The sequence below is a fragment of the Mesorhizobium sp. C268A genome, from assembly GCF_040324475.1.
Classification (GTDB): Bacteria; Pseudomonadota; Alphaproteobacteria; order Rhizobiales; family Rhizobiaceae; genus Mesorhizobium.
On the sequence record NZ_JAMYVX010000001.1, the window covers coordinates 723,840 to 746,469 of the forward strand.

The following is a 22,630-nucleotide window of genomic DNA, read 5'->3' on the forward strand; positions in this document are numbered from 1 at the left end:
CAACCGGAGCTTGATCTTGAGACGGCCGAGATTGGGAATGAGACACGCGCGGCGGACTGCCGGTGGCCTGAGATTGCCATCCGCGAACTTCCCCTCGGAAGGCTCTCGTGGCGTATGTAATTAAATTCTAATTTAGGCTTTCCGGGTATGGATAGCTTAGCCATGTTTCGGCCTTGGGGTTTCAGATGGTCCAGGCTCTTGAGAGGGAATGCCGTGTCTCGGAAAACGAGGCTTTGCTGGCCCGCCCGATGGAATGTCCACAATGCCACGGAACCCGCAAGGTGTTTGTCTGTGCCCGGTGGGCGAGCTCGAACGGCCATTGCTGCCCCGGAGGAACACACCGGCTCAGTTGCCCCGGTCACAGCGTCGCGTGCATGGAGTGCGAAGAGAACCTTGAGCGTGTCTGAAGCGATCGCGACTATTTCCTGTTGGGAAAACGCAAAAAGCCCGCTCCGGCGAACCGGAGCGGGCTTTGCAACCATACGCCAAGAGTACCCTGCTGAGACCAGTACCCTGCCGAGAGCCGACCCGCTTTGCGTTTCCGCCACCGCAATAAATTGGTAGCGGCACTTCCAGAAAAAGCGATTGTTGGCTAACCGCCGTCGGATTACTCGCCCGACTGGCCGTCGCCAGTCACACTGCTGCCCAGAATTCCAAAGTCCTGAGACTTTGTTCCTTGTCCCGCAGTCAGGAATCCATCCGCATCCAGGCCGCGCCGCAGCAGTTCCCGCACTGCCGCGGACCGGCTTGGCATGCGCTTTTCGAAGCGCCAGTTTTCCAAGGCAGCCAATTCCTCGGCTGTCAGCATGATCTGCAGTCGCTCGGGTCGTTCCAGCTCGGCCATTCGCGCCTCCAACCGTCAAGACCAAAAATATGGTGAGTTAGTATGTGTCTCATTGCAGTATAGCTAGGGGTCCGCGTGCAACGCGTCAAGAGAGGCTGATGGGTGACTCACATACAAGACCAACGATGAGGAAGACACGCCGATAGCACAACCCGCGCAGTCTGCTAACTAGTTGATTTACTTGGGAATATTTTATATTCTTCTTGCCATCTGAAGGTCGTTGGCGCATCTTGATCACGACGCGACAACCGGCTCCTGAAAGGAAGGTTTCCATGCGCTACGGATATTCGGCTCGGCTACGGGAGGATCTCAATTCACGGGTCCTGGGCGCGCTGCGCTCGCGCGGAATGGTCAATATTGCGGTGGTTGCCGAGGACATACGATTGCGTAACCTGGACGAGAACGTCGCCCTTGAAGATGTCGAGCGGCTTGTGATGCAGACGGCCCAACTCTACGGCGCGGTGATGGAGTTGGACGGACTGACCTCCGTCGAGGCGGGGAGATTGACTTCGCTTGCCGACGATAAGCACGAACTGCCTGGCATCGGCAATTCCGACACCACAGGCGGCCAAACCGCTCCCCTGCTGGGATTGTCCTAAGGCGCGACCCGCTCTTTCAATCGACAAAATCCGCGAGAGAGATTTGGACCGAGCGCAGCGGCGCTTTGAGCGTCCAGACGACGCCTTGTTCCCCAAATTCCAGTTGTCCGGTGCCGCTAAGCGCTTGTGGCGCAACCCGCTGGAGGACGACGGAGCCAAAACCGCGGCGCGTCGTCCCACTCAGGTTCGGCCCACCCAATTCACGCCAGATCAAGCTAAGGGTATCGGTGCCGTCGGTTGCCGGCGCCGTACCCCATTCGATTTCGACTCGTCCGCCGTGACCTGACAGTGCTCCATGCTTTGGCGAATTGGTGGCCAGTTCGTGGAAAGCGATGCCGAGATACTGCACGGCATTCGGGCGAAGTGTGATCACAGGCCCAGCCAGCGACAAACGGTCCTGCGCCGCGAAAGCTTTGAGTTGCGCCTTGATCAGGTCGCCGATGCTGGCGCCGCGCCATTCGGCGTCGACCAAGAGATCGTGCGATTGCGAAAGCGCCGAGATGCGCTCTCGCACCCTGCTCGAGGAATGTCGTCGGATTGCCCGCCGATTTGCTCGTCTCGCGGATCATTGGAATGATGGCCGGATGCGGGCTTCGTCGGCTTGCGTTTGCGTGCGCAGATCAAGCAGCTGTTGATGGCGCCGACAATTTCGCCCGATCCGTCGCGGAGCAGGCGTGGGTGGGCTTTAAACGGAATAAGTTCGCCGTCCGGCCGCTCTGCCTGCAATGGCCTGGTCCCACGTGATATCGTGTCCTTCAACCATGGAAACGGCCATCGGGCACTCAGCATGCGCCATCGGCCGACCATCGAGGTGACGGAGTTTCCACGAGCCGCACCACAGGTCTCGGCCAAGACCGGACGATGCCCCCAAATGTCGGCAGCGGCCTCGTTGTAGAACGTGATGCGGCCGTTTTTGTCGGAACCTCGTCAGCCCGGGGCGGTTCGCCCAGCCTGACCCAGCAACAAGTCGCCTGGAAACCGTGTCGCCGATGGCAAACGACAACCATTACGGCAAACAGACCTGATCGGCATCCAGCTTCAAAGGCCGCGGAACGTGGTTTCGCGGCCTTTACGCTGCGCCGATGGCTTCGCATCGACAGGAACCAATCGAGGGCCAGAGCGTTTGCCGCTGCGTACTATTCTCAGACGTAGCCAGACGGAGTGAGGGACATGGCTTCATCGGTACTTATCGGCATTCTGATCACTTTCCTGGTGATCATCCTGGTGCTCTATCTCGTCCAGCGTCTGCCGCTCGATGGCCGCACGAGGCAGATCGCGCAGATCGTTGTCATCATTATCGGCATTATTTCGCTGTTGAAATACCTGGCCGTATTTTAGGATAAGGGTCGCCATGACATCCCAAACAATCGCATGGATCATCGGAACGGCGTTGTTTGCCGCAACAAGCACGGCCTACGCCCGACCCGACACGCGTTCGATGACCTGCGAGGCGACGCAGCGCCTCATCCAGAGCCATCACTCGGCGGTGTTGACGACCGGCCGGAATACTTATGATCGCTATGTCCGCCAATACGGCAACGAGTGCGACTGGCCGGAGGTGCCGGTCGCTGCCTCCGTTCCGACACGTGATGGCCAGTGCCGTGTCTATTGGTGCCGGGAACCGGTATTCGATTTCCCGAACTGACATATCCAGCAGCCTTGCGGCGGTCGTCGCCATGGCGCTGCCGGGTCCAGACAATGCATTGCGCGAGGCGACATGGAACCGTTGCGCCGCGCGTGAATTGATTGTGCGCATGGCGCTGCAAGATGTAGCGGTGTGATGCCCAACCAGATGGAGGAGCGGTCATGCCCAATGATACAAGGCGGAGCGGCAGCTGCCTGTGCGGCGGCATCCAGTTTTCGGTGACGGGAGATCCCTTTCGGATTGGCCTTTGCCATTGCAAGGACTGCCGCAAGGCTAGCGGGTCGGCTTTTTCGGCGTTTGCAGTGTGGCCGCTCGAGGCGTTCGAAACGACGGGTATCGTCAATAGCTACGGCGACAGAAGTTTTTGTCCCACCTGCGGCGGCCGGGTCCCTTTGGTTCGTGAGAATGAGGTGGAAGTGACGATTGGCAGCCTCGATGAGGTGCCCACCGAAGGGCTGGAGCCCAGCTATGAACTCTGGGTCAATCGCCGTGAGCACTGGTTGCAACCCTTGCCTGCCGCCCGGCAATTCGAGCACGACCGGGTCGATGACGAGCCGACAAACCGGACAGCCGAACCGATTTCTGACGGTGTCGAGACGCCGTCTAGCTTGCCGCAACGCAAGTCGGCCTAGCGCGAGCGGCGCAGAAAGCAGGCAGGCAGGAAATTCATTCTCGAAACCGCCCGATGCCGACAGGACCGGGTCCGACAACATTTCACCCGGTAGAAGCCAAACGCAAAAAGCCCGCCTTGGCGTCAAGCCAAGGCGGGCGGTAGATCATCCGGCCTGCGCTGCCGTGGAACGATGGGTTGGCCAAAGCCCTGGGCTGAGACCCGGTGCCGTTTGTAACCGGCGATTGACTACGGAGCGGCCCCGGTCAGCTGGAATTCGTCTTGTGGTTGCAACGATGCTACGTTTTGTTTCGAAACGAGAGCCTAAGGCCACGCAATATCGTTACGTCAACTATGCTGTCCAAGTATCTCGTGGTGTGAACTGAAGGAATCTTCCTGTCTTGTACAAAAGAACGCTTTGTTTATTTTCTTTCCGTCAAATAGTGTAGCGAATCTTGAAGCCGGATGGGGCGGCTTTCATGCAGCCAGCGCCTTCGCAGGATCGCGGTCCGCACTTGCAATATCCACTTCACGGCAATCTTCATGCAAGCATAGCCAGCGCAAAGTTCATACGCAGACGTTGGGGGAGCACCGATGGACCAGCCGAGCAAAATGGAGAACCTGCAGTTCGCGCAAGGGATACTGCGGGAGCTTAGGCAGAAAGCCGAAGCCGACGGCGAGAAGCTTCTGACTTATCTCATCGACATGGCCTACCTTGAAGCCAGCGACCGCATCCGTGCACATTGGGTCGGCAATCACGAGCCCGAAAGCCGCAGGGCCATGGGGTAACCGAAACGCGGCGACGGTTGCCCCCACGGGGCGTTTTTAACCAGGCGCCTGGGGCCGGCGAGACCATTGGTCAGTTGGCGATACCGGCTGAGATGTCAGCCAGAGCCTCCCTCACCCGAGTTTCGCTGATGCCCCGCGTGTCCTTGACCCAGCTGGGCGTCGAAAGCGGTGGTTCGATAAAGCGAACATGGTTGTTTACGGGCCCATGCACATAGGGGCGATTCAGCCCGTAGATGAGCGCGCATGGGACGTTCAGGGCAGCGGCGGCGTGGGAAATCCCGCCATCAACCCCGAGGAACATGGTCGACGCAGCGATCTGGCACATCGCGTCAGCAATCGACGGGGTCGAGGTGAAGTCGATTGCCTCAGGAATGGCGGCCCGGATTTTTGCGGCACCGGCGTGCTCGCGCGGTCCGCCTACAATCCAGATTGCCCAGCCGCGATCATGATGGTCTCTGGCGATCGAAATGAAGCGCTCGACGGGCCATGAGCGGAAGTTCTCAATGTCGGCAGTATAGAGCGCCAGGGCCGGTCGGCCGGCATCGATCTTCTTGTACTGGCGCCAATCGTCCAACTCGGCCGGATCGACCACAAGCCGGGGCGCCGGCCACTCTGCGCCCGCAGCCGGCTTTTCGCCAAGCGAGGCAATCGAGCAGACCTCCTCGAAGAGCCGCGTCTTGCGGGGTCCGAAGGCCCATAGATGCGCCAACCAGCCGGCGGGGAAGCGATTGAGGAGGCCGAATTGCAACTCCTGCGGATAGCCGATGCGCTCCTCTATTCCGGCCATGAACGCCATCAGCGCCGCCTTGGTGCTGCTGGTCATCAGATAGGCCGTACGGTAATTTTCCTTGCGCAACTCGCCAACCAGGCGGCTGCGCTCGCCAAAACCGGGGCGCTGATGACGCTTGGCAAGCGCCCAGCCCTTCCTGACATGCGGCATCAGGCGCGCCAGCGGCGCTGCAACGGGCGAGGTGACGACATCTATGGGGCGATCAGGAAATCGCGCGGCAATGATCTGGATGGCGGAATGGCAACGGACGAAGTCGCCGACCGCGGGGAAGCCGACGAAGAGGATTGGATCGCCGGTCGTCAAGGAAGCGCTTCGCCGTCAAGGATGCGGGCATAGAGATCCAGATAGCCGCGCGCCGCTTTTTGGATGGGAAATCTCGTCGCGGCCGATTCGCGGCATTGCTGAGGCGTAAGGTCGGCGACGGCCTCGAAAGCGGCCGCAAATTCTTCATCGGTCTCAAAGAAGCGCCCGCTGTCGGCATCGACCGTCTCGGGCAATGCGCCTCGCGTCGTCGTCAGGACCGGAGTGCCGCACAACATGGCTTCGACCGGTGCGTTGCCGAACGGCTCCTCCCAGGCGATGGGGTTGAGGAAGGCTCGCGCTTCGCCGAGAAGGCGAAGCTTCGGCTCGCCGTCAACGATTCCGTGGAAACGGTATCGCCTGCCAAGGCTCTTGAAAAACAACCCTTCGCGGCGGGTCTGACTTCGGCCCAGCAGTTTCCAACGCGAGCCACCGGCGATATCTAGACCGAAATCGAATTTTTTGGCGAGATCGACGGCGCGGTTGAGGCCTTTGCTTGATCGTGCAATGCCGGCGAGAAATAGCAGGCGGTCGCCCTTTGCAGCCGACAAACGATAGGCGTCCACCGGAAAGCCATTGTAGACGAATGTCTCGCGCCCATGCTGGCGGGCATGATTGGCGCTGATAAAGCTCCAGTTCGCAACTGGCATGGGCTGGTCCGGCATAAAGCCGCGCTGCGTATTCAGCGTTGGAAATGGCACCTCGACGGGCCAACTATGGGTGTGGACGATTTGCGTGTCGCGCGGAATGGCTGCCCGGCATTCGGCATCGGTCGAAGCGTGCCGGACTTCGAAGAGCGGGTGGCTGGAGCCAGGGCCAGCGATCACCACGACTTCGTGTCCGAGACGAACCATCTCCGTGGCCAGCCATTCGACCTGACGCTGAATCCCACCGTAACCTCGGCAGGGTATTACGCCCTTCAAAACGAGCGTCACCCGCATTGACCTTGCCTCACAATGCTCTCAAGACGGCCCAGTTGCGTCACGGGCTGGGCATTGTCAAGGTCGCGCCAGAAACGCAAAAAGCCGCGGCGGCCTCGACTGGGTTACGGAATCGTTAATCAGCGCTTGCTACTATGCCGGATGACCAAGAATCTCGGCAATGCGCCCACGACCATCTCCAGGCAACAGCGAAAGACCTCCGCTCTTGGTCGGCTGGCGCCCGCCCTGTTTCCCCTTTTGGTCGTCGCGCTTGGATACATGATCGGCCGGCAATTCTTCGGCTTCTAGGGCGACTCGACTCGTCTACCCGCGCACGGTTAAGCCTCGCGCCTCGCCGGGGATGCAGTCAATGTCCACCCAACCTCCAAAATCACCGGCGGCACGTACGCCGCTACCTACTGCCCCGCACGTAAGCAAATTTGTGCAATCACGGGAACGTGATATTCACTGATCACCGGACAAAGGGGGCGCTGATGAGGTGTCTGGTGATCAATCTTGATCGTTCTCGCGATCGGCTGGCGCATGTCGCGTCCGAGTTCGGCCGGATCGGAGTACCATTTGAGCGTGTCTCCGCCATTGATTGCCCCGATTGCTGCTCTGTCGCCAAAAGCCCGCTGAGCGCTGCTGAGGTTTGCTGTTTTCTGAGCCACCGCTCGTGTTGGGAGATCGTTGCGAACGGCGCGGATCAATATGGCGCGGTTTTCGAAGACGACGTCGTTTTCGGCGCTGGCGCCGGCTCGCTGCTTGCTTCCGATCGATGGGTGCCACGCGATGCCGATGTGATCAAGCTGGAAACGCATTTTGCCAACGTGAGGGTCGGACGCAAGGAAGTCGCTCTCGATGATGGGTTTTCGCTTGCCAGACTTTATGGCCTGCACGCGGGCGCCGCAGGCTATGTCCTCTCCAAATCGGCAGCGCAAAGATTGCTGCGCAGGACCATGCATCTGAGAGGAGAGGTCGACTTCGTTCTTTTTCACCCAGGATTCATGACCTGCTCGCTCAACCGAATCTATCAGATCATGCCGGCGCTTTGCGCACAACACCATTTTGTTTCGGGACGAGAGCGCTTTCTAAGCCTCGTGCGACGGCCCGGGAGGCGGCCAAAACCGTTTCTCGATCGAATTGTTGGAGAAGCGGTGCGAACCTTCGCCTATCTTCGAAACCAGAGCCTGACCGGAACAAAGAAGATCGAGGCCGTCGCGTTCTCAGGCTCTGAGGTCGACGGCAAACCCGTCCACGGCGCGTTCGTCTATGGGCAGCCCGAGCACGGCCACCTCTACGAGGCGGCCGGCATAGCGATCGCGCGGAAGAATAGTTCGGCCGCCAGACAAGCAGACGATAGCGGCTGCGTTACGAAACAGCCTTTTCGCGGACCGGAAGCTTCCAGCCCGGCCTGACAAAGTGGCAGGTATAGCCGTTGGGGTATTTCTCGAGATAGTCCTGATGCTCTGGCTCCGCCTCCCAGAAATCGCCCGCCGGCGCAAGCTCGGTGACGACCTTGCCCGGCCACAGTCCAGAGGCATCGACATCGGCGATGGTGTCTTCGGCGACGCGCTTCTGCTCGTCGCTGGTGTAGAAGATCGCAGAGCGATAGCTCATTCCGACATCGTTGCCCTGGCGGTTCCTGGTGGTCGGATCGTGGATCTGGAAAAAGGATTCGAGCAATGTGCGAAAGCTGATCCTGGCCGGATCGAAAACGATCTCGATGGCTTCGGCATGGCTGCCGTGGTTGCGATACGTGGCGTTGGGCACATCGCCACCGCTATAGCCGACGCGGGTAGAGATCACGCCGGGATAGCGCCGGATCAAATCCTGCATGCCCCAGAAACAGCCGCCGGCAAGGACTGCACGTTCGGTGGACGTCGCCATATCATACCTCCATTGGATTGCTCCTTAGGTAGGCATTGTCGCTGGCTTCTTCCAGCATCTCAAGTGCATCACTCGTTGCCGGCCGAGCCGAACCGCCGCACGATGACCTCGAAGACGATGTCGGAAATCCACATGGCCGAGACGCCGATCAAAAAGGCGGCGGCGAGCGTCGTGGTATCGTCGGCCGGATCGGGGAGGCATGCCGGTTGCCCTGAACCAGGCGACGGCAGGCAGCGTCAGATACGCAGCCGCCAGCGCCCCGCAGATCGGCGAGGCAATCATCTCGCGCAGCTTGTAGCGATGGCGCGACAGTGCTCGCAGCACGCCGCCGGCTAGCCCGGCGGCGACGACCGGCCCCTTGATGCCGAGCATGTCGAAGAGGTCGTGCATCGGCTAAGGCCTCCATCCGCAGAGCTTTTGTCCCTTGCGGTTGTGCGCCAGGAGCGCTCTCGCCTCGGCGTCCGACAGGACGTCGACGGCTTCGGCCGAAAGGCGCAGCGGGCTCGAAATCGCGCAGAAGCCGCCCGAAGCAGTCGTGCACCCGGCAAGCGCCACAAGCAGCGCAAGCATCAGTCCCTTGCCCATGATTTCAGCTCCTTTCGAACAGCGTCCGCCGGCAGTGCGCCGACGTCGTTCTGCACCTGCTCAGCGACCGCGCGCGCCGCGGCCTCAGCGGCCGCCAGTTTGCCGCGCTCGGCCCTGGCGCCGGCCAGCCGCTGGTGAACGCCCCAGCAAAGGGCGGCGATGACCGATGCCAGGAAGCCCAGCAGCGCTTTGTTGCCAAGCAGGACGGCGAGGAGCGCGCTCACAGCAGCCACCCGGCGACAAGCCCGGCGGCAAAGCCGATAGCATAGGGTTTCGCGGCTTCGAGATAGGCGATGAGCAGTTGTTGAAACCCTTCCATGTCAGTGCTCCCGTGGAGCCGCCGGCATCGAGATTGTCGATATAGGCCGCGGTCACCAAGGCAGCGCTCGCATTGTTCAGCCGCAAGGTGCCATTGCCCGGATCGGCGTCGGCTGTGGTCGTGGAAAAGGTGTAGCCGAGCGCCGCCACCGAGGTTGATGCCGCCGCAGCGCTGGCCGCCGCATTGGAAGCGGAGGTCGCGGCATTGGTGGCTGAGGTGGAAGCCGCGGTTGCCGAGCCCGAGGCAGCGCTCGCCGAACCGGCTGCAGCTGTAGCCGAGTTGCCTGCGTTGGTGGCGCTGGTCGCCGCGCCCGATGCCGAGCCGGAAGCCGCCGTTGCCGAATTGCCTGCATTGGTGGCGCTGGTCGCGGCTGTTGTGGCGGAGCCGGCGGCGGCCGTGGCCGAACCTGCGGCGGCGCCGGCCGAGGTGCCGGCATTGGTGGCGCTGGTGGCGGCAGCGTTCTTCGAGGTGAGCGCCGCAGCGGCGCTGGCGGCGGCAGCGCTGGCAGCAGCCACCGCATCGCCCAGCGTGTCCTCCGACAGGTAAAAGGCGATCGTGACCGCGTCGGTGCCGATCACCGGATCGAGCGTTTCGAAAACATAGACGAAGTCGGCCGAGACCGCGCCCTGCTGAACATGCACCGTCGTGCCCTTCTGCATGGTGCGGCTGGTGCGGGCATCGGCGGCACGGAACCATTGGCCTTCGCTGGCGGTATAAATGCCGTTATCGCGGGCGTCGGCCTGGTTCTTGACCAGCACGCGGTCGCCGACCTCGGCCGGCACGCCGTCGATGGTCTGCAGGCCGTAAAGGGTGATGTTGCCCGTCGTCGCCAGGCGCACGGGTTCGCGTTCGCCGGTCAACAGACGAACGGCGGCAGTTGCAGGTCGGGCCATAAGGCTTGCTCCATGAAAAAAGCCCCGCGAAAGCGAGGCTTGAAAGAAGTTCCAATTTGGTGCGCGACGATCAGCGCTGTGATGAAGACCGAAGAGTTAGACGCGGCGCATCACCCGTCCTCAGGGTGCTTGCGCAGGTAGCGCAGCCGCTTGCGCTGCGCAGGCGTCACATAGCCATCCCCGGCCTCGGCCAGAATACGCTCTTCTTCGGTCGGCACTTTCTCCGGTTCAGCCGGCAGCCCAAGCTCGATCCTCAGCGCCATTGCCTCGGCGTCGCCCTCTGCATGACTGTGCGACCGATGTCATCAACGTCCAGCAAGGGGCAAAAGCTGCGGTGTTCCCAACCCTTGGCATTCCGCTTTTTCTCTTCATGGAGTTGATTCCATTCTTCGTATTTGGCCAGTAGCTCTGGCCTTTCCGAAGGATCACATGTCCCCAGCCGCCACAACCAGGCTATGGTCGGGTGTTGCCGCCGCGTGTTCAGTTCGATGTCGTCGTCATAGGAAACGGTTCCACCGAGAAGTATCTTCCTGCCCATGTTCATTGCGGCGAGCCAAGGCCGCCGTCCCATGCGCTTTTCAAAGTGACCGCTGGCCAGCCCTTCAGATGTAAGTGGGCGCCAGCGCAGCGAATCTAATAGACATTGCTGTTCTTCTCAACGGGTCCGTCCATACTGGAGCCACTTTGTCCGCTGGACAAGTATAACCCGGCAGTTCCTCCAACGCCCACGATCAGGCTGTCCAGCTGAATTATGCGTCTCAATGCTTCGGAATTACGGTGACAGTGCACTCTTTTCAATTTGTCAGCTTTAGAGCTTTCGCTCTACCTCGCACTGGTGCGGACCTCTAGAAAATACGCTGTCACCGTAATCCCTCATTCTCGAAATTTTCATCTACGAACATCTCGGCAAATTTCTGAGGCGAAAGCGTTACGTCGTTGTCGCGAGCGATTTCGAGGTTCCTCGCCCATAGACCCCGGATTTCCGCCGGTATTTCCTCGGAAAAATGAACGGTGCGGCAATTGCGCCCTGCCACTGTCCATCGCCGCCATAGAGAGTGTGCAGTTTGGGAGCTATCGCCTTCAAGGATTCATCCACCTCTTCGGGCAGCTCACCAATTACCCACAAAACATAAAATTCCAATAGTTTAAGCAGCGGCTTTCCGTCATAGCGCGGGTTATGTTCCACTCTATCTCTCCTATGCGTCATTGATGGCGTATTCGATAAGCCTTTGACAAACCCCCGCTAGGCTAGGTTTTTCTTTATTGAGGCAAGCCAACCCTCGATGACTTCTCGACAGATATGTATCTCAAGAAAATATTCCAAACCGGCTTCGACGGCCTCCGGTGGCGATCTTCCCGTGTCCAGCCCGGTAGCAACCATCGCAACGGAATCCTCGGTCCAAGGCTCCGACGCATAAATCGTGTCGTACTCGTCAAACTCCGACAGCCTTTCGACTATCTCTATCAGCCTACCTACTTTACCCAAAGAGAAACCCTCCGCCACGATTCGGATGCAAAACCTCCTGGAAGATGGTACCATTATTATGTTGGGATCTAGGGACGAGTTGCTTACGCCGGCGGTTCGGTGGATTTGCAAAATGATCGTCCGACGCTGGTCATGGCTCGTGCTCCTTGCACTCTATTCCCCGTTTCGTCCCGCCTTTTCCAGCGCCGCCTTACGCTGAACTTCGATAGTTCGATTCCAAAAGCGCACCACTTGAAAATGCTCTTGCCTGGTCAACCAGATCTTGTTCTCCATGCTAACTGGATCGCCGCCAACCGCTACCGGTTTGATCCCGAACAATTCCATGCCTTTGGAACGCGAATCTGTACCTTGGACGCTCATTTCAAGTCCTCCAACGCAGCAAATAGACCGGCGAGGTCACGCGCTATCGTCTCGGCGGATTGCCGTTCCATAAATATGAATGGGATGCGCACGATCGGCATTTCCACGTCGTGGGTGTCGAAGCCATAGGCTTCCCCTCCTCCATTCGACGCAAACAAGAGGATGCCTGGTGCGTATTTCTCAACCTCATATTCTCGATTGAAGTCTACCAACTCTTCAGCCTTGAAAAAAATTATATAGCTGTCGCCGATGAAGCCTTCACCTCCATTATGCTCCCTAACGAAATCGGCGTAATCCTTCGGCAATGTCACTCCCAGGCTTGCGGGCAGGCCATCGACAACTGCAGCTTGAGCCGGTGGGTCGAAACGTCCCTTAGTTAGTGTATATCCCACTGCTATTCTCCAATGTCTTTTAGTAATTTGTTCCACCAGGGCGTAACCTGCTGCTGATGAACTTCTCGGGGCAGAATCACCTTGTTGGACGGATCGGTCGGACTCCCGCCAAACTTCACTGGCTTAATTTCATGCACATCCACGGGCTGGCCGACAAGTCGTCGCTGCACGCTTCTTGGCATCACCCTTGAAGCAACGGCAGAATCCTCTCATCGAGGAACTCGAGGCGACTTGCCAGCATCTCGGCATTGGCAGGAGTCGCATCGACATTGACTGGTATCAACTTCGCCACGGATTTTCCCTGACGCGCGGCCTCAACCCAATCTTCAAGCGCACCGATGTAGCCATCCAGAGCCTCGAAAGGGGTTTTGGTGTCGTCAGCCGGGTTATATGTCGTTGGCACATCACTGACGATCACCCAAATCCATCTTGGTATGTCCGGCCTTCCAGGCTCGATCTCGAACAGAAAGATATGATGCCTTCGGCGCCGTAGCCGAGATACTCGCCCTTGATGGACAAAACCCAATCGAAGAATTCGAGGTGTTCGCGAGCCTCGACGCGGGCAGAGTCAAGTTCGCTTTCACCGGTGCCGACATTGGCTGGAGGCAACCTTACAACGGTGGACAGGTCCGGAATTGCGTTGTTCATTTCTCTCCCGCGCCTTCACTCACGCGTTGAGCTTCAAATTATAAAATCCGTCCCATTCGAACCTATCCCATTCGGGATGATGGAACTAACTCAGCGTCGACCCTGGAACCTCGTCAGGCATTTTGGCTCGCTTCCATGGCGAGGTTTTTGCATCGCGCCAAGCATGCCAGCCCAATGGCAAATCCGCCAGCTGTGCAACTGTTTCATCAAGCTCCACCACCTCAACCAAGCCTACCAAAATCAAGTCGTTCTGATCGACTTCAGCTTCATTTCCGTAGAACTGCCACGACTCGTCGTCAGCATCATGTGACGCGTATGCAATCCAGCCGCCGCCCCTAAATATCTTGCGAGTTGAGACAACGGCTAGATTTTTTGGATCCGCAAACTTCCACTTTTCCATGTCGCACCTATTTATTTGACTCTTCGACATTTTCAAAGCCGGCAATGAGACGAAGATTCTTATAACTATTTGACCCGAGGATCTTCGTAATATCACGAGGATGGATTGGATCTATATGATCGACGTGAGCTTCATTTATCGGAGGAGTCACGCCCCTCTTACTTTGCTTTGCCGGAATTATGTATATTCCACTCTCATCTGATCGTAAAACCACACCGTTCATCCTGATATTTTCTTTATGAAGAGTCGCTATTTGCTTCTTCGTTGGCTTCTTGCCAGGCGCAACGTTAGGAGGATCTTCCAAATGTGCATAGGGCCTCCTTATTTCGGGTGCCTGGTCGGTTGAGATAGGAATCTCTTCCGCTTTGACAGGAGGAACCGGGGTTGGATCATTATCTGGGACGGTCGTGGGCTTAGCAACTGCCGCGCGTTTCGCAAGCCGAGCCACCACTTGGCTGCCAATCGCACTTAGTCCTTCGGCAAGAACATTGCCGCCGGCCCCCCAAAGCGCGCCGTTGAGAACACCGCGGGGAACACTCTCGCCGACATTGTAGGCATATGCTCCGCCATAAGCACCGCCAGTCGCGGCGCCTACGCCGGTTCGGACGCCTAGGCCGGTCAACCCGCCCTCCGCTGCCGCGCCAATCCCTGCTCGACCTAGCAAACCGTACACACCGACCGCGGCGCCGTATCCTGACAGGCCGGCACCAAGACCCTCTGCCACCCAGCCGGCGGAACTGGCCCGGTCCTCGGCATCCTCCGTCTGCTCCTGTTCGAAAGCCAGACGGTTCTGGTAGCTTTCACCTGACGCCGAGGATGCGAGCTTGGCGACGATTGCGTCCGCGCCGCCAGCGGTTGCGCCCTTGGCTATGGTCCGGCCGATATCCCCGAATGCCATGCCGAACTGCTGTAACGACGACATGGTGCTGTATTGGGCTTGAGCCGGATTTTCCCCAATCCACGTCAGACCATTCTTCAGCGCTGCAAGTTGGAGTTCCAATACCTCCGGCGTCATGGTCGGATCTTGGGCGGCCTTGGCTCGCCACCGGGCTTCCGCTGCCAGCAAGATTTGTTTGGCTACTGCCTCGCGCGCTTCCGGATCGCGAACTGCGAGGACAATCGAACTCAACTCCGCGAGACGGGTGTTGAATACTTGGGTCGATGTATTTCGAAGCCCACTGGTCAGCTACAGCCCAGGGCAGCGGGAGTCTCGTGTCGAAGCCCATCTGCTCTTGAGCGGCCCTGGCCCAGGTCACCGCTTTCTGGAAATCCTGTGGCGTTGAAACCTTGCTCCAGTCCGGAGCTTCGCCGGGGAACAGTTGGGTGACATAGGCCACGGGATCGGCGCGGCGGGCGGCCATGATCATCTCGGCCGCGCCGGCCCTTATGTCGTAGCGTTTGTGCTCTTCTGGCGTACCCTTCGGGCCGGGTTCGAAATCGAAGCTCGGCATGTATCTCGCGGTTCGATGCGCGGTAGAAATTGTGAAATGAGTTGGCGGCATCAACCGTCGCCCTGAACTCATCGAAACGCGTCTGCCCGTCTGTGGCGCCGTAGGTACTGACGAAATCCTGAGCGGCTGGCTCTTCCTCATCCGGGTAATTGCCTGTGAAGGCGATGACAGCGGGCGCGTTTTGCTCGGCAAGCCGCACCCTCGCATGCCCGTCGATCAATCGAGCCGCGGTGGCGGAGTTCGCCTCATTCTTCAGTGTGGCAATATCGCTGGACTTAAGGTAGATGTTTGATCCCAGGCTTTGATGGCGCATACTTTTCGTCCGAATCAAAGGATGCGCTATGGGCCAGGTTCTTCATGGGAGCGCCACGACGACAGAGGCGATCCGTCGAGCGATACAGCATAGTCAAGAGAGCCTGAGGGCGCTGGCGAAGCGCTACGGCATCAATCAGAAGACGGTTAGGAAGTGGAGGAACCGGACGTCGGCCGCCGATCTTCCGACTGGCCCCAGAGATCCGAAGTCGACAGTGCTATCGACTGAGGAAGAGGCGGTCATCGTCGCCTTTCGGCGTTATACGCTGCTGCCACTGGACGATTGCCTCTATGCTCTCCAACCGACGATCCCGCATCTGTCGCGGTCATCCTTGCATCGCTGCCTGCAGCGTCACGGGATAGGCAGGTTGCCGGATGTCGAGGGCGACAAGCCGGCAAGGAAGAAGTTCAAGGCCTATCCAATCGGCTACTTCCATATCGACGTCGCCGAGGTCCGAACCGAGCAGGGCAAGCTGCATATGTTCGTGGCCATAGATCGGACCTCGAAGTTCGCTTTCGTCGAGCTGCACGAGAAGGCAACGACAGCGGTCTCCGCCGATTTCCTGCGCCATCTTCTTGATGCTGTCCCTTACAAGATCCACACAGTGCTTACCGACAACGGCATTCAGTTCACGACCCCAGGTGCCGGCGGCTCGGCCGTTCCGCTGATCAAGGAAGCCATGGCGGCGGGAGAAATCATATGGGCGCACGCCTTCGAACATACTTGCGCCAAGGCCGATATCGACCACCGAACGACAAAGCCAAGGCACCCATGGACCAACGGCCAGGTCGAACGCATGAACCGCACGATCAAGGATGCGACCGTCAAACGCTTCTACTACGAGAGCCATGACAAACTGCGCCAGCATCTCGCCGATTTCGTCTTAGCCTATAATTTCGGCCGTCGACTGAAGACCCTCAAGGGCCTCACGCCCTTTGAATACATCTGCAAAATCTGGACAAAAGAGCCCGAACGATTCAGGCTCGATCCAACCCATCAAACCTTGGGACTAAACAACTAGAGCGGATTGTTGGGCATCCAGAGGTCGGGGTTTTCACCGGCCTCGCGTGCCAGCCGCCGGGCGCGGGCGGGGTCGTTTTTGACAAGGGCTGAAATGGCCGAAATGTTGCGGTCGCCGGCGGCGTTGCGCTTGAACGGATTGCCGCCGCTCACGGCCGCGCCGCCGTCGATCGTGTCTTCCCTGAACATCGCCTCGCCGACGGCGTGGAACGCCTTGGCAATCTGCGGATCGGTCAATGCGCCGTCCGGGAGAAGGATGCCCTTGGCCTTATAGGCGTCGACCAGTCCGAGCTTCTTCATCGCCCGGTTGGCGACCTCGAGCTTCTGGCGAAAGCCGTCGCTGTCGGTCGGTCCCCAGTCGCGCACGAGATCGTCATGCGTGGCTTCGACCGAGCGGGCGAGCGCGACGTCCTGGCGCGCGGCCTGCTCGGCCATGTAGCCGACGAAGCGGTCGTGATAGGCCTGCGCCACCTTCGGCGTGGCGCCGGCCTCGACCGCCCAGGCCTTGGACGCCTGGGCAAGCTCGTCCGAATAGGCGAAGTTTTCCGGCAGGCCGTCGGGCCGCCTGTACTCGACCTTGTCGGGCGATGTCAGCGGGCGCATGGTCTCGGGCAGCCGGGCATGAAATTTCTGCCAGTCTTCCGGGGATGCGTCCGGTGCGGGAACGCGCAGGCTCTCACCCTGCTGCCGCTCCAGCTCCGCATAGGAGTTGAAAACCCGATCCAGGTTTTCAGCTTTGGTCCAGCCCTTGGCTTCAGCGAGCTTGCGGTTGCCTTCGGAAAGACCGTCAAACCAACTTTTAACGCCAGGCGCGGCGGACCCGTTCTCCGCACCTGCCGGTGGCCGTACTGGGTTGCCCGCCGGCTGCGCACGCGCCGCCACGGACCCGGAATCTGCCAGATCTGTCATGAGTGGATTCCTTTGATTGTTGTTAGAAGGAGCCGGCGGCGAAGCTGCCAATCTCCCCACCTGTGGGGGAGATGTCCGGCAGGACAGAGGGGGGCGCGAAGGAACGCCAGCGTTCGGGCACTTCGTCAGCCGAAGCCTCTCCGATAACGCAAGTGTAAAATCGACAGGACAGGCCGGCGGGACAGCGCCCCCCTCTGCCCTGCCGGGCATCTCCCCCACGAGGGGGGAGATTGGCTGTATCACCGCCTACGCGTTATCGCCCCAGTTCTCCCACAGCAGCGTGATCGTGCCCGTCACCGCCAGCGTGCCATCGGCGTCGATATCCGTGCCGGTCGCAAACGCCAGGTTGAGATAGAGGTCGACCGGCGTCACCGTGCCGTCCAGCGTGGCGGCTGCCGCGACATCCGCGATCGAGGCAGTCGACAGCACGGCGCCCGCGCCGTCGAGCGTACGCGCCGTCGAAGCCAGCACATTGACCATGGCGCCGGCCAGCGTCGCACTCGATGCCGCCGCCGAGCCCAGCGACCAGGTCAGCGCCGCATTGTCGTTGATGGTCGCCGCGCGTGGCGTCGGCACCGCAAATTGCAGCCTGGCGGTGCCGCCCTTGATGCGCACCTTGCCGTCGGCGAAGTCGAACAGTTTCTGGCTGGCATAGGCCAGCGCATCGGCGACCGGCACCTGCATGCCGGCAAGGGTGAAGACGGTGCGGTACGATCCGCCCTGCCCTATGGTGACGGCCTTGAGGCCGAATTTGGGCGGGGCAAGTCCAGCCTCGCGAGCGGCGGCGCGCGATAGCGTCCGGGGAAGACCTCGGGTCATTGGTATCTCCATTTCTATTCGGGAAATTGCTGGAAGGACGTTATTCAAAAAGCGCCGGATCAGCGCTGGCGTATCGATTCAAACCGGGGCGCTATCGCCCTGTTCGCGCAAGGCGTTTCCGCTTTGGCAACCATTGTCTTCAAGGCCCGAGAAACCACGTCTCATTTCGTGAGCGGGCGCGCCGCCGTTTGGCCGCAATGCGACAGCTACTGGCAACCATTCGCTCCAATCCGCGTTTGGGGCTTCAAAGGAGTTCCAGGATGATCATCAGACAAGCCATTGCCGCCGTGCTCATGACTGCCGCTCTGGCAGGCTGCGCGACCCAGACCGAACAGCAGCAGAGGGCAACCAACGGCGCGCTTATCGGCGGCGGCGTCGGCGCGCTCGCCGGCCAGGCGCTGGGCGGCAACACCAAGAGCACCGTGATCGGCGCCGCCGGCGGCGCCCTGCTCGGCGCCGTCATCGGCCAGGCCACCACGCCGCAGCGCCGCGGCGAACAGCTCTGCCGCTACCAGGATCGCTACGGCCGCATCTACACCGCGCCTTGCGACGACCGGTATTACAACGGTGATTATTGAGGACGGGCTTCCCCTTCTCCTCGTTCAACGGGGAGAAGGTGCCCGAAGGGCGGTTGAGGGCAGCGCGATCCTCTGAGAGGCTGGCCCCTCACCTGCTACCGGCATCCTCAATCGTCAGAATTACCTTTTAAGCTCCGGCAAGATTTTCTCGTCGAGAAATTTGAGGCGGCCAGCCAGCATTTCGGCGTTGGCGGGATTTGCGTCTACATTGACTGGTATCAATTTCGCCACCGACTTTCCTTGTCGCGCTGCCTCGACCCAGTCCTCAAGGGCACCGATATAGCCATCAAGAGCCTCGAAAGGCGTCCTCGCGTCGTCGGCAGGGATATATGTCGGCGGCACATCGCCAACGATCACCCAGATCCATTGGTTCACATCCGGTCGCGGCTCTATCTCGAACAGGAAAATGTAGATTATTCCTTCCGCGCCATATCCGAAATATTCGCCTTTGATGGATAAGACCCAGGTGTAAAATTCGAGATACTGCCGTGCCTCGATTCGGGCGGCATCAAGATCGTCATCGGCGGTGCTGATGTCGGCCGGAGGCAGACGCATAACGCTGCTTAAGTCTGGTTTGGCGGTCTCCATGGCTAACTCCCTTGCCACCTTCGTCCAGCCCAGTGCACCGAGGCGGTCACCTCAACATCTGCAAAAGCCACGCCCGAAACACCTATCTCCAAAGGTTCCCGCTTGGCTTCCTCGGTGACAAGATAGCAGGGGAAGCTTGTTATGAGGACGTCACCTATCCAAACGTCAATCTCGTAGTGGAATTTGTGGACAATGGCGGGTGAACGCGATTGTCGAGGAGAGTATTTTTGCCAAAATCACCAGCGGCAAAAGGCTCTACATAATAGTAATCCATTTCTCACCTATATATTCCGAGAAGTGGAATGAGTGACCCAGAACTGGCAACTCTGGTGGATTAGGGTGACTTATTCATTGCATCGGCCCTCGTCATGAGTCTCTTTCGCCAAAAGGCTCAATCACCGCAGAGGGAATTCCTAGTCTTTCAAACAAATCAAGGACTCGCTCTGATATGACGAGATCGTAATTCGAAGCGATGCCAAAATCGTCGCGACCTGCTTGCCCGTCCACTTTTAACCAGACGAAATGTGGCAGTTCCTGCCCAGGCTGCAACTCATGAAATTCCTCCGACTCTGTCACCTCAGCATCGGAAAAATCAGCACCAGATATCCCCATCTTCAGCAACGCCTCCTTTGCTTCATCCGTTACAAGAAAGCATGGAAAGGTTGTGACAAGCGCGTCGCCGAACCATCCTTCTACCTCATAGTGCAGCTTGTGGACGACTGGTGGGTGAACGTCGGTGTCTAAAACCGTATGGTTACCCAGCCCACCAGCCACATCCGGCCTGATATCAAAATATCGCATTATTCACCTATCGGCGGGTCGAACAAATGGCCATATTTCTTGTCGATTTCTGTAATTTTATCAAGCCATTGCTCGCGCGTGAAATTGGGGTTGCGTTTATAGAATTCATCCCATTCAAACCTGATTACCTTTTTGTGTAGGTTTCTATCTCGTTTTTTTGGGATTCCTCGAAGATTTTCGTATGAATTTATTTCTTCTATATTTGTAATTCTTGGATCTCTCTCGACAACCTGCCTCTCGCCAGCATGATGAACAACGTTATCACTGCTCTTTAATTTCGGATTTCTGGCGTAAAAAATCTTGCGGTAATCCTCTGACTCGGCAACGCCTAGTTTTGCGCCGGAGTATCTGACCTTGTCTGGATCCCGGGCGAGCATTGCGCCTAGCATTGCATTGTCAAATGCGCGGTCGGATTTGGGGACCGATTGGAAAGCGAAGCTGGCCAGCCCCTGCTGGTATCGGAGCGTTTCGGCGTCCACGCCACCAACAAGCGCCTCGCCTTCGTCAGCTAACTCGCCCGGCCGCTTGGCGACGAGGCCTTCGGCTCGCTCGGCCGCGATAGCGCTCATAGACTCAACTGCTCGCGGTATGCCTTTCTCGGCGGCTCGGCCAAATCCGGGCACCGGTATCGCCCAGCCGAATGCGTCACCTCCCTGACGCATCATCACTTTCTCGGTGGGATTTGCAGGCTCGTAGTAGCCTTGGCTGAAATCGGGAGGGTCGATTGATCCGAAGGAAAGCCCGTAGCCAACTCCCTTCGTCAATTTGCCCGAGAATATCCCGGCATTTGCACCCGCCTTGCCAAGCGCCTTGGCGTCAGCTCGAAACACCTCGCCCGCTGAAAGGCCAGGCTTGCCGCCGGGGAGTATGCCGCCCAGGCCGGCTTCATCCAATTCCCGGACCAAAGCTGCCCGCGCGACAGGATCTTTGGTGCGCGCAAACAACTCGCTCGCCTTGGCGTAGCGGTCCATCAAGTACGCGCTTCCGCTGTCGCGCTGTTCGGCAAGCTCGAGCAGGTAGGAAAACGTTATTGGCTGAAGATTTTCATCTTCGATGCCCAATACTTTTTGCAGAGCGACAGACAAGGCTATCGTCTGATCGTAAAGGTTCGGATCATAGTTCCCCGGATTCGAAGCCCCGCTGCCAAACACGGCTTCCCAGCCCTCGAAGGTCTTTTGAGACAATCCGCTGACGTAGCCACCGGCACCGACCCGCCGCCTCTCCCGCACCAGCTTTGCCGCGGCGTCGGTGATCTCATAGCGCTCCTGGTCCTCAGGTGAAGCGTTCGGCCCCGGCTCAGCGCTGACAACAGCGGCATCGATCGCCTGGTTCGACATGGTACCCATGTCAAAGATTTTCTTTCCGACCCCGGCTCGCCATTCGAGAACCCGCCGGCGCCTGTCGCCCTCATCGAGGCCATAGATGATCCGGTAGGCATCCTTGCCCGGTATTCCGCCGGAGTAGGCGCCCGTGCGTGCGAACTGGTCCGGCGCTTCCGCCTCGGCGCGACCGATGGCAATGCGCGTCTGGATGTCCTGCGAGAACTTGGCGACCTTTGCCTTTAAGGCCAGGACATCCTGTTCCTCCTGGGGAAGATCGTCCCTGAATGCCTGCGCTATGCGTTCGTCCGGAGTCTGCGTGCCGACGCGGCCTTCTTTCCCGGGCGCCATCCTTGGGCCTTCCACAAAGGAGTTGCCCGCAGCCTGCGCGCTGTCGCCCATAGCCCCACTGCCGGCGGCCGGCGTGCCAACGCCAAATATCGCCAGCGCGCGCTTCGGGTCCCTGGAAATCAGCGCCTCGAACCGCGCCTTGGCGGCGGTGCTGTGCCAGTCCTTGGCCAGTTGCTGCCTGATACCAGGATCGACCCCCATCTTGTCGATGAGATCGAGCCCGTCCTGCCTGGCCGCCTCGAAGGTCACGTGGTCGTCGGGGTGCGCCTTGCCGATGGCGATGGCGTTGGTTCGCAGCGCCGTGTCGACTTGGGCCCGCTCATAGTCTTTGCGGCGTTGCAGCTGCTGCGCCGCCATCCGCCAAGCACCCTCGGTGCGCAGCGTCTCCTTGCGAGCGCTGAGGCCGGGGTGCAGCTCGGGCGGCATCTGGCTCAGGAAGCCCTTGAACAGGGTGTCGAACCGACCCGTTTGCAGCACACGCCCCGTGTGCGGATCGACCTGGCCATACATGCCTTCGGGCAGGCCGGCGCCATCTGCCGGCGCATTGACAACCGCCTCGGTCTCGGCCTGCGCGATCTCGCCGTTCAACTTGCGTGCGGCGACCTCGGTATCGAAGGCCTGCTGCTGCGATATGAGCTGCTCATAGCGCTCGGCAACCTCCTGCCAGTAGCTGTCGGGCTGCTGGCTTGGCCCGCCTGCCGGCGAGGAGCCAGTATCTTGCGCCGTATTGCCGGGCCGGCGCCGGGCAACAGAGAGAGGAATGATGTGGACCTGTGTCTGGTTCCTGCCGATGGAGCGCATTGCCGGAGGTCGCGGCAAGCCGCAACGCATGCCGATCGCGTCGTTTGCGGACTTTCGGATTGATGTTTTTTGGAGAAGCCGAGGACGACGAAGTCCCTTCTCCCCGTTCACGGGGAGAAGGTGCCCGAAGGGCGGATGAGGGGCAGCGCGAACCTTTGAGATGCCGGAGCCGCCCCTCACCTGCCTGCCGGCATCCTCTCCCCGTATAGT

General features: G+C 59.5%; 31 protein-coding genes and 1 pseudogene. 8 read left to right on the forward strand and 24 right to left on the reverse strand.

What is annotated here, in order from left to right:
• Nucleotides 1–607 precede the first annotated feature (607 nt).
• The gene (locus NKL06_RS03630; protein ID WP_023671471.1) at nucleotides 608–844 is read right to left on the reverse strand and encodes a hypothetical protein; all 237 of its coding nucleotides are present in this window, start codon (nucleotides 842–844) and stop codon (nucleotides 608–610) included.
• A 272-nt stretch (nucleotides 845–1,116) separates the two neighbouring features.
• Between NKL06_RS03630 and NKL06_RS03635 the strand changes: the two genes are divergently transcribed.
• Nucleotides 1,117–1,443 carry a hypothetical protein gene (locus NKL06_RS03635; protein ID WP_023712723.1) on the forward strand — a complete coding sequence of 109 codons (327 nt, stop codon included), beginning with the start codon at nucleotides 1,117–1,119 and terminating at the stop codon, nucleotides 1,441–1,443.
• 16 nt (nucleotides 1,444–1,459) lie between these two features.
• On the opposite strand, the gene NKL06_RS03640 is transcribed toward NKL06_RS03635, so the two are convergent.
• Nucleotides 1,460–1,915, reverse strand: a complete 456-nt coding sequence (locus tag NKL06_RS03640; RefSeq protein ID WP_245260556.1) for a sensor histidine kinase — start codon at nucleotides 1,913–1,915, stop codon at nucleotides 1,460–1,462.
• 698 nt (nucleotides 1,916–2,613) lie between these two features.
• On the opposite strand from NKL06_RS03640, the gene NKL06_RS03645 reads away from it, so the two are divergent.
• The 4 genes from NKL06_RS03645 to NKL06_RS03660 all read left to right on the forward strand — a co-directional run bounded on the left by NKL06_RS03645 (nucleotide 2,614) and on the right by NKL06_RS03660 (nucleotide 4,487).
• Entirely contained in the window at nucleotides 2,614–2,781 is a 168-nt protein-coding gene (locus NKL06_RS03645) for a Thivi_2564 family membrane protein (RefSeq protein ID WP_023694668.1), read from the forward strand.
• Nucleotides 2,782–2,794: 13 nt separating this feature from the next.
• Nucleotides 2,795–3,088: a hypothetical protein gene (locus tag NKL06_RS03650; protein ID WP_023694667.1), complete on the forward strand. Its 294-nt coding sequence runs from the start codon at nucleotides 2,795–2,797 to the stop codon at nucleotides 3,086–3,088.
• 161 nt (nucleotides 3,089–3,249) lie between these two features.
• Nucleotides 3,250–3,720, forward strand: coding sequence for a GFA family protein (locus NKL06_RS03655; protein WP_023715175.1), 471 nt, complete (start codon nucleotides 3,250–3,252; stop codon nucleotides 3,718–3,720).
• A gap of 572 nt (nucleotides 3,721–4,292) precedes the next feature.
• Nucleotides 4,293–4,487, forward strand: coding sequence for a hypothetical protein (locus NKL06_RS03660; protein WP_023684343.1), 195 nt, complete (start codon nucleotides 4,293–4,295; stop codon nucleotides 4,485–4,487).
• 70 nt (nucleotides 4,488–4,557) lie between these two features.
• Here the strand turns inward: NKL06_RS03660 and waaF are convergent, their stop codons facing one another.
• A complete protein-coding gene (waaF, locus tag NKL06_RS03665) occupies nucleotides 4,558–5,580 on the reverse strand; it encodes a lipopolysaccharide heptosyltransferase II (RefSeq protein WP_023694666.1) in 1,023 nt (340 codons plus the stop codon).
• Nucleotides 5,577–6,518, reverse strand: a complete 942-nt coding sequence (locus tag NKL06_RS03670) for a glycosyltransferase (RefSeq protein WP_023808296.1) — start codon at nucleotides 6,516–6,518, stop codon at nucleotides 5,577–5,579. The genes waaF and NKL06_RS03670 overlap by 4 nt, the downstream gene beginning before the upstream one ends.
• A gap of 485 nt (nucleotides 6,519–7,003) precedes the next feature.
• On the opposite strand from NKL06_RS03670, the gene NKL06_RS03675 reads away from it, so the two are divergent.
• A complete protein-coding gene (locus tag NKL06_RS03675) occupies nucleotides 7,004–7,915 on the forward strand; it encodes a glycosyltransferase family 25 protein (RefSeq protein ID WP_023808297.1) in 912 nt (303 codons plus the stop codon).
• Here the strand turns inward: NKL06_RS03675 and msrA are convergent.
• From msrA to NKL06_RS03750, 15 genes and pseudogenes are all read right to left on the reverse strand, one after another.
• The gene (gene msrA / locus NKL06_RS03680; protein WP_023694663.1) at nucleotides 7,869–8,387 is read right to left on the reverse strand and encodes a peptide-methionine (S)-S-oxide reductase MsrA; all 519 of its coding nucleotides are present in this window, start codon (nucleotides 8,385–8,387) and stop codon (nucleotides 7,869–7,871) included. The genes NKL06_RS03675 and msrA overlap by 47 nt on opposite strands.
• A gap of 68 nt (nucleotides 8,388–8,455) precedes the next feature.
• Nucleotides 8,456–8,777 (reverse strand): annotated as a pseudogene (locus tag NKL06_RS03685) (hypothetical protein).
• Between the two features lie 3 nt (nucleotides 8,778–8,780).
• Complete coding sequence (locus tag NKL06_RS03690; RefSeq protein ID WP_023671459.1) at nucleotides 8,781–8,972, reverse strand: hypothetical protein; 192 nt, start codon at nucleotides 8,970–8,972, stop codon at nucleotides 8,781–8,783.
• Between the two features lie 84 nt (nucleotides 8,973–9,056).
• Nucleotides 9,057–10,184: a hypothetical protein gene (locus NKL06_RS03695; protein ID WP_352580040.1), complete on the reverse strand. Its 1,128-nt coding sequence runs from the start codon at nucleotides 10,182–10,184 to the stop codon at nucleotides 9,057–9,059.
• Between the two features lie 110 nt (nucleotides 10,185–10,294).
• Nucleotides 10,295–10,447, reverse strand: a complete 153-nt coding sequence (locus tag NKL06_RS03700) for a hypothetical protein (protein ID WP_023694660.1) — start codon at nucleotides 10,445–10,447, stop codon at nucleotides 10,295–10,297.
• A complete protein-coding gene (locus tag NKL06_RS03705) occupies nucleotides 10,438–10,728 on the reverse strand; it encodes a hypothetical protein (protein ID WP_023694659.1) in 291 nt (96 codons plus the stop codon). Before NKL06_RS03705 ends, NKL06_RS03700 begins: the two co-directional genes overlap by 10 nt.
• Before the next feature lie 384 nt (nucleotides 10,729–11,112).
• On the reverse strand, nucleotides 11,113–11,370 hold the full coding sequence (locus NKL06_RS03710; protein WP_155927455.1) for a hypothetical protein: 258 nt from the start codon (nucleotides 11,368–11,370) through the stop codon (nucleotides 11,113–11,115).
• Nucleotides 11,371–11,427: 57 nt separating this feature from the next.
• On the reverse strand, nucleotides 11,428–11,670 hold the full coding sequence (locus tag NKL06_RS03715) for a hypothetical protein (protein ID WP_210164290.1): 243 nt from the start codon (nucleotides 11,668–11,670) through the stop codon (nucleotides 11,428–11,430).
• Between the two features lie 153 nt (nucleotides 11,671–11,823).
• Complete coding sequence (locus NKL06_RS03720) at nucleotides 11,824–12,030, reverse strand: hypothetical protein (protein WP_023694657.1); 207 nt, start codon at nucleotides 12,028–12,030, stop codon at nucleotides 11,824–11,826.
• Nucleotides 12,027–12,422 carry an SMI1/KNR4 family protein gene (locus NKL06_RS03725; protein WP_023743957.1) on the reverse strand — a complete coding sequence of 132 codons (396 nt, stop codon included), beginning with the start codon at nucleotides 12,420–12,422 and terminating at the stop codon, nucleotides 12,027–12,029. Before NKL06_RS03725 ends, NKL06_RS03720 begins: the two co-directional genes overlap by 4 nt.
• Nucleotides 12,423–12,603: 181 nt before the next feature.
• Nucleotides 12,604–12,840, reverse strand: a complete 237-nt coding sequence (locus tag NKL06_RS03730) for a hypothetical protein (RefSeq protein WP_023694655.1) — start codon at nucleotides 12,838–12,840, stop codon at nucleotides 12,604–12,606.
• Nucleotides 12,837–13,070 (reverse strand): hypothetical protein, encoded by a 234-nt coding sequence (locus NKL06_RS03735; protein ID WP_023694654.1) that lies wholly within the window; start codon nucleotides 13,068–13,070, stop codon nucleotides 12,837–12,839. The genes NKL06_RS03730 and NKL06_RS03735 overlap by 4 nt, the downstream gene beginning before the upstream one ends.
• An 85-nt stretch (nucleotides 13,071–13,155) precedes the next feature.
• A complete protein-coding gene (locus tag NKL06_RS03740; RefSeq protein ID WP_023808301.1) occupies nucleotides 13,156–13,470 on the reverse strand; it encodes a hypothetical protein in 315 nt (104 codons plus the stop codon).
• 7 nt (nucleotides 13,471–13,477) lie between these two features.
• Nucleotides 13,478–14,485: a hypothetical protein gene (locus NKL06_RS03745; protein ID WP_023808302.1), complete on the reverse strand. Its 1,008-nt coding sequence runs from the start codon at nucleotides 14,483–14,485 to the stop codon at nucleotides 13,478–13,480.
• A gap of 167 nt (nucleotides 14,486–14,652) precedes the next feature.
• Nucleotides 14,653–15,234 carry a hypothetical protein gene (locus tag NKL06_RS03750; protein ID WP_155927457.1) on the reverse strand — a complete coding sequence of 194 codons (582 nt, stop codon included), beginning with the start codon at nucleotides 15,232–15,234 and terminating at the stop codon, nucleotides 14,653–14,655.
• A gap of 28 nt (nucleotides 15,235–15,262) precedes the next feature.
• Here NKL06_RS03750 and NKL06_RS03755 point away from each other — a divergent pair, with 28 nt between their 5' ends.
• Nucleotides 15,263–16,255 (forward strand): IS481 family transposase, encoded by a 993-nt coding sequence (locus NKL06_RS03755; RefSeq protein ID WP_352580041.1) that lies wholly within the window; start codon nucleotides 15,263–15,265, stop codon nucleotides 16,253–16,255.
• Here NKL06_RS03755 and NKL06_RS03760 read toward each other — a convergent pair.
• Complete coding sequence (locus tag NKL06_RS03760) at nucleotides 16,252–17,163, reverse strand: hypothetical protein (protein WP_023695027.1); 912 nt, start codon at nucleotides 17,161–17,163, stop codon at nucleotides 16,252–16,254. The two genes, NKL06_RS03755 and NKL06_RS03760, sit on opposite strands and share 4 nt — an antisense overlap.
• A gap of 246 nt (nucleotides 17,164–17,409) precedes the next feature.
• A complete protein-coding gene (locus NKL06_RS03765; RefSeq protein ID WP_023695028.1) occupies nucleotides 17,410–17,982 on the reverse strand; it encodes a hypothetical protein in 573 nt (190 codons plus the stop codon).
• A gap of 260 nt (nucleotides 17,983–18,242) precedes the next feature.
• On the opposite strand from NKL06_RS03765, the gene NKL06_RS03770 reads away from it, so the two are divergent.
• Nucleotides 18,243–18,560, forward strand: coding sequence for a YMGG-like glycine zipper-containing protein (locus tag NKL06_RS03770; RefSeq protein ID WP_023695029.1), 318 nt, complete (start codon nucleotides 18,243–18,245; stop codon nucleotides 18,558–18,560).
• Nucleotides 18,561–18,680: 120 nt separating this feature from the next.
• Here NKL06_RS03770 and NKL06_RS03775 read toward each other — a convergent pair whose 3' ends face one another.
• The 3 genes from NKL06_RS03775 to NKL06_RS03785 all read right to left on the reverse strand — a co-directional run bounded on the left by NKL06_RS03775 (nucleotide 18,681) and on the right by NKL06_RS03785 (nucleotide 22,420).
• On the reverse strand, nucleotides 18,681–19,148 hold the full coding sequence (locus NKL06_RS03775) for a hypothetical protein (RefSeq protein ID WP_032904592.1): 468 nt from the start codon (nucleotides 19,146–19,148) through the stop codon (nucleotides 18,681–18,683).
• 366 nt (nucleotides 19,149–19,514) lie between these two features.
• A complete protein-coding gene (locus NKL06_RS03780; RefSeq protein WP_023695031.1) occupies nucleotides 19,515–19,949 on the reverse strand; it encodes a hypothetical protein in 435 nt (144 codons plus the stop codon).
• On the reverse strand, nucleotides 19,949–22,420 hold the full coding sequence (locus NKL06_RS03785) for a hypothetical protein (protein WP_023695032.1): 2,472 nt from the start codon (nucleotides 22,418–22,420) through the stop codon (nucleotides 19,949–19,951). The genes NKL06_RS03780 and NKL06_RS03785 overlap by 1 nt, the downstream gene beginning before the upstream one ends.
• Between the last annotated feature and the right edge of the window lie 210 nt (nucleotides 22,421–22,630).